Here is an 8,328-nt window from a genome sequence, read left to right on the forward strand (position 1 = left end):
GAAGGAACCAAGAACTTCTTTGAAATGACGATCGCAATAGACGACATTACAGAAGACCTGTCTCTTAATATTACAGATTTCTGTGAAGAAGGAGATGAAGAAGAAAACGCAATGTACTGGGAAAATCTTATCGAAAATCTTAGAATTAAATTAGGTGCAGCCTAAACGTAGGCACGCTGAATTATAAAACTGATGAACGATTTATCGTTCATTATTTTTTTGTAAATAAATCAGATTACAGTGGAAAATCAATATTTTACATCAGACGAAATTAATGTAAAAAACAGAGCCTTTCTTTCGGGGGACGCCGTAAAGGTTTCTTTTTTTATCAAAAACGGAAAATTAATCATGGATGAAGAATGCTATTTCTTCCTGATGGCTTCCATGAGGAAAATGAGGCTGAATATTCCTTTAACCTACACACTTGAATTTTTTCAGACCTTATTTCAGAAAGAAGTTATTGAAGGAAAAAGCATTCAGAATGCGATCATTAATTTTCAGGTTTTCAGAAATTCAGACGGAATTACCCTTTCCAAATCCTCAGTTTCTTACTTTTATGAAGTTACAGAAACCCAAGATCTGTTAGCATTGCATGAAAGAAATCTGGAACTTGATTTAATTAAGGAAATAAACGTTAATAACAACCTTTTAAGCAATATCAGGGTTCATAGTCCGGAAAATATTTACGGCGAAATTTATGCGCAGGAAAACGATCTTGATGATGTCATTCTTCTCAACCCGAATAAAAGAATTGCGCGTACAACTTTCGGGAATCTCTTGTTTCTGGAAGGTGATGTGATCAAAATCCCAAAACAGACAGAAGGAGCCTACATTTCGCCGCTTATGGAGAATTTTGTAACTTTTTTACACAAAAATAATCTTGCGGATATACAGGAACATGAGATTATTGCATTTGAGTCTCAGAAAGCTGAAGAAATACTCTTAATTTCGGATGAAAAAGGAATATTTTCTGTAAGTAAAATAAGAAATAAAACTTTCGGAAACCAGCGGTTCACGGAACTTATTAAAAACTGGAAAGAAAGTTTTTAATATGAAAATTGACAAACCCGGTAAACAACAAAGTTCCGAAAGTCCTTTACCGGGTTTTTATTCTGATAAATCAGAATTTGTATCTTTATTTATTGTTCTCTTAAAATTTCAGAAAATTTATCAGCAATTTGTTTTTGACTTTTCTCGTTGGTCAAATTGTTAAACTTTAATCTATTGATCCTGTTTTATTTAGTATCATCATTTGTTCCTTTAATATCAAAGAGATTTAGTTTACCAGATAACGTAAAACCTTTGCTTAAAATTGGTTAACGTTTTCTTAAAATTTGTTAAATGTTTAAATAATATTAATGAATTTCTCTTGCTAGTTTAAAGAAATATTTTCAGGAGAATTTGCCCATAAAAGAAATTCGCCACCAAGATTCTGCATGATCGATTTCCAGAGGGTCTGATCGTTTGGCAATGTATAATCCAGATTGTAAACATCTACCACAGTCCATAATTTTCTCTGGATTTCTTCCTCAAGCTGTAACGCTGACCATCCGGAATAGCCGGAAAATATTTTGACATTATTGATGTCCAGTTCGCCGCTGAGAACAGCGCTGATGATGTTTTCAATATCTTCGGTAAGATAAAATTCCGGGGTAATTTCTGTATACATTTCAGTTACCTTTTCCCCTTTTACAATAAAAAAAACTTTGTCATTTCCTACAGGACCACCGTCATAAACTTCAATTCTGAAATCGAAAAAATCTTTGAATTTACCACTCATCTGGTTGTTTTTTTTATTTAATATTAAACCAAATGCACCACTTTCATTATGTTCAATAATCAAAACAACAGATCTGGAAAAAATATCGCCGGAAATGTCGGGTGTGGAAATTAATATTTTACCTTTGTAAGAGTAATTCATACTCAAATTTAATAAAAAATATTTATGGAAAACCTGCACGATAAAAGAAAAGTGTACGAGAAATCCCAACTTATTGAAAGTGAGATAAAACAAAATCCTATTGAACAGTTTCGGGACTGGTTTATGGAAGCCAGCGAAAATCCGAACATCTCTGAAGCGAATGCAATGGCACTTTCTACACTGGAAAACGACGGATGTCCGCGTACAAGAATGGTGTTGTTAAAGGCTTATACATACGAAGGATTTATTTTTTACACCAATTATGACAGCAGAAAAGGAAAATCCATAGAAAAGACACACAAAGCCTGTCTTCATTTTTTCTGGCCCAATCTGGAAAGGCAGATCATTATTAAAGCTGAGATGGAACGTATTGCAGAAAATCTGAGTGACGGATATTTCCATTCCAGACCAAAAGGAAGTCAGTTGGGTGCTGTAGTTTCTCCTCAAAGTAAAGAAATTCCGAACCGTGAATTTTTGGAAGACAAGCTTCAGCAACTGGAAGAAAAGTATGCAGACACAGAAATTCCTAGACCTGAAAACTGGGGCGGATATATTGCAAAGCCTTATGAAATAGAATTCTGGCAGGGGAGACCAAACCGTCTGCACGATAGAATTGTTTATGAATTGGTTGATGGTCTCGATTGGAAAATTGCGAGATTAGCTCCTTAAAATAGATGCAATAAAAAACCTCATCAGATGATGAGGTTTTATTTTTTCTTTAATCTGAGTGATTATTTTTTCTTTTTACCCGGAGCAGGAGCATTAGCTGAAGCAACAGCTGCAGAAAGGTCTGCACCAGCTTTGAATTTAGCAACAGTCTTAGCTTCGATGTTAATTGGCTTTTTAGTTGCAGGGTTGATTCCTTGTCTTGCAGCTCTTTCAGCTACTGAGAAAGTTCCAAACCCTACTAAAGAAACTTTTCCGTCTTTTTTCTTTAAAGTAGTAGTAACGTTAGAGATAAATGATTCTAAAGCAGCTTTAGCTGCAACTTTAGTGATGCCGGCATCTTTGGCGATTGCGTCGATTAATTCAGACTTGTTCATAATTTTTAATATTAAAGTTAGTTCGTTATAATAGCAAATATAATACTATTTTCTAAATGTGCAATTTTTTTGCAAAAAAATAAATAAATTTTTTGATTTTAAGTAAAATTGGTTAAAATATGATAATTCAGCTTTTTACGAAAAATCTACGTTATCCGTTACTAAAATCATGCCAATTGCTTATCTGTATTGACTTTACCAAAAATGCAATATTATTTTTTGTATTTATTAAATCCTGAATTGTATAGTAAGTATTGATGGTTTTCAGGATATGTTTATAAATTCTGTAAATAAAATCTTTAAAAATTACGTTTAATAAAATTAAAGTTCTGGGTTTCTGCTGGTTTTAAATTCATTTTAAAAGACGGTTTTATAAATTATTATTAATAAATTTGCACCATGTTAATAGAAGTTTTTAAGTCTAAGATTCACAGGGTGAGAGTTACGGCTTCTGACCTTAATTATATTGGGAGTATTACGATAGATGAAGACCTTATTGAAGCTGCAGGTCTGGTAGTGGGAGAAAGAGTTTATATCGTAAATGTGAATAACGGAGAGCGTTTCGACACTTATGTTATTAAAGGTAAAAGAAAATCGGGAGAAGTTTGTCTTAACGGTCCTGCGGCGAGAAAAGTACAGAGAGATGATATCATTATTATTATCGCTTATGCACAGATGACTCCGGAAGAGGCGCAGAATTTCCAGCCGAAGATTGTTTTCCCCGACGAAAAAACAAACCTTTTAACGTAACAGGATGGAGAAGAACTCAAAAAATCCTCTGAAATCCATTCTTACGATAGTGATCTCGCTTGCTTTTGCAGGCTTTTTTTTATGGTTTGCTTTAAAGGGGCTGGATTTTAAAGTGATCCAGAAATCCATTGAAAGAGCAAATTATACCTGGGTTTTTATTGCAGGAATCTTTGGTTTGTTAGCATATTGGCTGCGTGCAATACGCTGGAATATTCTTCTCGAACCGATGGGATATAAAATTTCGGATGCAAATGCTTTCTGGACCATATCTTTTGGATATTTAATGAATCTTACGATTCCGAGAAGTGGGGAACTGGCAAGATCTACAGCATTGTATGGTGTAGAAGACGTTCCCGTTGATAAATCTTTCGGAACTATTATTTTAGAAAGAGTTGTAGACCTTATCTGTATGATAGGTTTTCTGGGGCTTACCATCATTTTTAAATATGATGCTATTCTTTCGTTTTATGATATTGCAACCGGACAGAAAGAGGAAAAGGTAAAAGTGGAGCATAGCTTTTTTGAAAAATTTCTAATGAAAATAGGAATTGTAGATTTTACTGCTTTTTATTTCTATATGAAGATTTCTGTTTTCCTGCTGGCAATCGTAGGATTAATTATTTTGTTCAAATACAAAAAAGATAAACTTATAGGATTTGCCAAAGGAATTTTACAGGGCTTAACCACAATATTCAAGCTCAGACAAAAAGGAAAATTCATTCTTTATACAATAGGAATCTGGATATGTTATTTTCTTGCTGCTTATCTTGTATGTTTTTCTCTTCCCGAAACATCAGATTTTACTATAGGAGACGGCTTCTTTATTATTACCGTGGGAACTTTCGGAATGATTGTGCCTGCAAGCGGAGGAATTGGCGCTTTTAATCTGGCGATGAAGTATGGCTTTATGGCTCTTTTTATTTCTGCAGGTAAAAATGCTGTAACAGGCGGTGAAATGGGATTAATATATTCTTTTATATCTCTGCCCTTACAGTTTCTGCTCACAATTATTACGGGATTGCTTTCAATTCCTGCTTTAGCAAGAGCAAGAAACAAAAATGTGGTAAAAAAAGAATTTACAGAATAATTTATCTTTTAATTAAATCTTTTGAAAATATAAAATCCGGTCATAACGATCGGATTTTTTTAGGCTTAATTTTTAATGAATTTCAAAATTTTATGTTTTGCAATTTACATAATTTTTTGTCACAAAATTTTTTGGAAATTTACTAAAACCGCCATAACTTCGATAAACAATACATAAAACACATATCATTATTATGGCAATTAATTTACAAAAAGGGCAAAGAATTGATCTTGGATTTACAAAAATGACCATCGGTCTCGGATGGGATCCAAATGAAGGAATGGGATATGATTTTGACCTTGATGCCTCCGCAATTATGATTGATGCGGAACGAAAACTGGTGAGTGAAGAATATTTTGTTTTTTATAATAACCTGCATTCGCCGGATGGTGCACTTACACATACAGGAGATGATCCAAGTGGAAAAAACAGCGACGGAGATGATGATGAAGCCATCATTATTGATCTCGAAAAAGTAGACGAAAGAGTTCAGGAAATTCTTTTTGTTGTTACCATCGAAGATTTTGATAGGAGAAAGCAGAATTTCGGACAGGTAAGAAATTCTTACATCAGAATTGTAGACAATAATACCAATATGGAAATTGCCAAATACGAACTGGATGAAGATTTTTCCATAGAAACCGGAATTGAATTCGGAAGACTGTACAAACGTGGCGGAAGCTGGAAATTTGAAGCTTCGGGAATCGGCTACAGAGCAGATCTGGGTTTCTTTCTTGAAAAATATTATAAAGGACAAATCATAAAATAAAAATGGCTATCAACTTACAAAAAGGTCAGACCATCAATCTCCGCAAAAATGAACATGGAGAAGATGCATATGATCTGTCATCTGTAACCATAGGTTTAGGATGGGATGTTAGAAGATCCGGTGGTTTTTTCAACCGTCTTTTCGGGATAAGTGACGGTGCGGAATATGATCTGGATGCCATTGCTTTTCTTTTGGATAAAAACGGGAAGGTTGCGGATCTCGGAATGACGGTTCCTGGAAGAAACGGAAGAGAGATTGCTCTGTATAAAAGCGACGTAATCTATTTCAATTCTATGCGGCATCCCAGCGGAAAAATATGGCTGACCGGAGATAACAGAACCGGAGCCGGAGATGGCGATGATGAACAGATTGTTGTATTGCTGGATCAGCTGGATGAGCGCTATCAGAAAATTGTGTTTGTAGTTTCAATTTATCAGGGATTGTTCAACAGACAACATTTCGGAATGATAGAAAATGCATTTATCCGTGCGGTAGATGCAAGAGGAAGGGAAATTACAAAATTCAGTCTTTCAGGTGACACCAGTATGAACGGAATGTGTTCTATGGTTTTTGCGGAAGTTTACCGCCACAACGGCGATTGGAAATTCCGGGCCATCGGGGAACCGCACAAGACAGATAATTTTATTGAAGTTCTCGTACCTTACACCTATAAGTAAAAAAAGTATGCTGAAAATGCATACTTTTTTATTTTATCATTTAATACCAGAATTTTACTAAGGCAGAGCATTTATTTCAATCCGATTTTCAGTCCCATTTCCTTTTTCATATACAGCAAAACTTCTGCATTTCCTTTTGCGTCATCAACGGGATGATGGGTGTGCTTAGTTTTTCGTAGATGTTTCCACTGGGCAAAAGTGTCTTTTTCCAGTCCGCAATACAGATCCGCAAGTCTTCTGGAAGAAAAACCGAATGGATTTCTCCCGATGAAATGATGAAAATACCAGCAGATAAACATCCAGTCGAAGCCGTTGTTATCACTGATGAAAACAGGTCTTCCTTTAGATTTTTCTTTAATCCATTCTTCAAATTTCAGCATTACTTCTTCAGGATCATCAAAATCCAATGTTTCTTCACGCGTAAAACCGGAAACTGCCAAAGCATCGGGATTGAATTTCTCTGAAACTGGCTTCAGTTTTCCGTAAAATGTGGTTTCCAGATTTTCGTCTACTAAAACTGCTCCAAAACAGACCATTGAAAAATCTCCGGGAATCGGTCCGTCCGATTCTATATCGACCATAATGTAGCTCATGCGATTGTGTTTCTATTTTTAAATTTTCTGAACGAATATATTGAAAAAAAAAATCTTAAAATTCAATGTTTACAAAAGTTCAAAAAAACTTCTTTTTCCGATCTTAATTTTTATTCCTTTCTCTAATTTAATTTCTTCATTCGGATCTGTTAATTTGATATTGTTGATCTGAATTCCGCCATTTTCAATCAGTCTTCGGATGAAAGATTTACTTTCGTTACATTTCAGCTGATGGCATAATTCCGATAAAACCATTTTATGCTGAATATGGTGGAGAGAGTCAATGAAGACCGGGTCAAAAACTTTTTCTTCAAAATTTTTACTCTGGAACTGATTCATAAAAAACAACTCGGCATTTTCAGCTGATTCTGCATCATGATATTGTGTGATGATATTTTTAGCGATAAGCTTTTTAACATTCATCGGGTTTTGACCATCATTGATGTTTTGTTTTAAACGTTCTTTCTCTTCAGAAGAAAAATCCGTGGTAAGATCAATAAATTCGTCAATCAGAGAATCCGGAATGGACATCGTTTTCCCGAACATTTCATTCGGTTCGTCAGTTAATCCGATAATGTTGTTTAAAGATTTGCTCATCTTTTCCTTTCCGTCAAGACCTTTCAGTAAAGGCATGCACATCACAATCTGCGGAGATTTTCCGTGATTTTCCTGCAATTGTCGTCCCATCGTACAGTTGAAAAGCTGGTCGGTTCCGCCCATTTCAATGTCACAATTAGTCTGTACAGAATCAAAACCCTGCAAAATAGGGTATACAAGTTCATGCATGGCAATCGGTGTATTTTCTGAAAATCTTTTACTGAAATCATTTCTGTGCATCAGTTGGGCAACTGTCACTTTCGACATCAGTTGGATCACTTCCGAAAAATTCAGCGCATCCAGCCATTCAGAATTAAAGACAATTTTTGTTTTTTCAACATCAATAACTTTGGAGAGCTGACTGATATACGTTTCTGCATTATGATGAACTTCCTCAGTGGTTAAAGGTTTTCTCGCCTTGTTTTTTCCTGTAGGGTCGCCGATTCTTGCCGTAAAACTTCCGACAATAATTACAATCTGATGTCCCAGATCCTGAAACTGTCTCAGTTTTTTCAAAACAACTGCGTGTCCCAAATGCAGATCCGGAGCAGTGGGATCAAACCCAAGTTTGATGATTAATTTTCTCTTCTCGTTTTCGGCTTGCTGAATTTTTTCTTCCAGTCCGTTTTCCGGCAGAATAATTTCTACATTCTCTTTTAATTTACTGATCATTTTTTTAATTTTTAAGCATGAAAAAACCCGAACAAAAACTGTCCGGGTTCTATGATATTTTTAGATTAAATTTCTACTGAATATGGTTATAGAAGTCTTCCCGAACGATTATCCGGGTAATAATAATTGCAGAAAAAAGGAAGACGCAATAGGTTATTTAAGTGCTTCATGAGTACAAATATAGAATTTTATTAAAAAATCATTTGTTTTTTCTTCAGA

Annotated in this window: 11 protein-coding genes; 7 read left to right on the forward strand and 4 right to left on the reverse strand. The window is 34.9% G+C overall.

Going from position 1 to position 8,328, the window contains the following annotated elements:
• Positions 1 to 165, forward strand: a 165-nt coding sequence (locus WFK35_RS17810; protein ID WP_336733717.1) for an START-like domain-containing protein, incomplete at its 5' end; no start/stop codon positions are given.
• A gap of 75 nt (positions 166 to 240) precedes the next feature.
• Entirely contained in the window at positions 241 to 1,050 is an 810-nt protein-coding gene (locus WFK35_RS17815; RefSeq protein WP_336733711.1) for an aminotransferase class IV, read from the forward strand.
• Positions 1,051 to 1,372: 322 nt separating this feature from the next.
• On the opposite strand, the gene WFK35_RS17820 is transcribed toward WFK35_RS17815, so the two are convergent.
• Positions 1,373 to 1,921, reverse strand: a complete 549-nt coding sequence (locus WFK35_RS17820) for a YqgE/AlgH family protein (protein WP_214590699.1) — start codon at positions 1,919 to 1,921, stop codon at positions 1,373 to 1,375.
• Between the two features lie 24 nt (positions 1,922 to 1,945).
• On the opposite strand from WFK35_RS17820, the gene pdxH reads away from it, so the two are divergent.
• Complete coding sequence (gene pdxH / locus WFK35_RS17825; protein WP_336733712.1) at positions 1,946 to 2,590, forward strand: pyridoxamine 5'-phosphate oxidase; 645 nt, start codon at positions 1,946 to 1,948, stop codon at positions 2,588 to 2,590.
• Between the two features lie 62 nt (positions 2,591 to 2,652).
• Here pdxH and WFK35_RS17830 read toward each other — a convergent pair whose 3' ends face one another.
• Positions 2,653 to 2,964 carry an HU family DNA-binding protein gene (locus tag WFK35_RS17830; protein ID WP_214590697.1) on the reverse strand — a complete coding sequence of 104 codons (312 nt, stop codon included), beginning with the start codon at positions 2,962 to 2,964 and terminating at the stop codon, positions 2,653 to 2,655.
• Between the two features lie 399 nt (positions 2,965 to 3,363).
• On the opposite strand from WFK35_RS17830, the gene panD reads away from it, so the two are divergent.
• The 4 genes from panD to WFK35_RS17850 all read left to right on the forward strand — a co-directional run bounded on the left by panD (position 3,364) and on the right by WFK35_RS17850 (position 6,247).
• On the forward strand, positions 3,364 to 3,714 hold the full coding sequence (gene panD, locus WFK35_RS17835) for an aspartate 1-decarboxylase (RefSeq protein WP_048511083.1): 351 nt from the start codon (positions 3,364 to 3,366) through the stop codon (positions 3,712 to 3,714).
• Positions 3,715 to 3,718: 4 nt separating this feature from the next.
• A complete protein-coding gene (locus WFK35_RS17840; RefSeq protein WP_336733713.1) occupies positions 3,719 to 4,801 on the forward strand; it encodes a lysylphosphatidylglycerol synthase transmembrane domain-containing protein in 1,083 nt (360 codons plus the stop codon).
• Positions 4,802 to 4,994: 193 nt separating this feature from the next.
• A complete protein-coding gene (locus WFK35_RS17845) occupies positions 4,995 to 5,570 on the forward strand; it encodes a TerD family protein (RefSeq protein ID WP_214590695.1) in 576 nt (191 codons plus the stop codon).
• Between the two features lie 2 nt (positions 5,571 to 5,572).
• Positions 5,573 to 6,247: a TerD family protein gene (locus tag WFK35_RS17850; RefSeq protein WP_336733714.1), complete on the forward strand. Its 675-nt coding sequence runs from the start codon at positions 5,573 to 5,575 to the stop codon at positions 6,245 to 6,247.
• A gap of 71 nt (positions 6,248 to 6,318) precedes the next feature.
• On the opposite strand, the gene WFK35_RS17855 is transcribed toward WFK35_RS17850, so the two are convergent.
• Positions 6,319 to 6,840: a 3'-5' exonuclease gene (locus WFK35_RS17855; protein ID WP_336733715.1), complete on the reverse strand. Its 522-nt coding sequence runs from the start codon at positions 6,838 to 6,840 to the stop codon at positions 6,319 to 6,321.
• A gap of 69 nt (positions 6,841 to 6,909) precedes the next feature.
• Positions 6,910 to 8,109: a tyrosine--tRNA ligase gene (tyrS, locus tag WFK35_RS17860; RefSeq protein ID WP_336733716.1), complete on the reverse strand. Its 1,200-nt coding sequence runs from the start codon at positions 8,107 to 8,109 to the stop codon at positions 6,910 to 6,912.
• Positions 8,110 to 8,328 lie beyond the last annotated feature (219 nt).

The sequence above is a fragment of the Chryseobacterium sp. VD8 genome, from assembly GCF_037149975.1.
In the GTDB taxonomy this organism is placed as follows: domain Bacteria; phylum Bacteroidota; class Bacteroidia; order Flavobacteriales; family Weeksellaceae; genus Chryseobacterium; species Chryseobacterium indicum.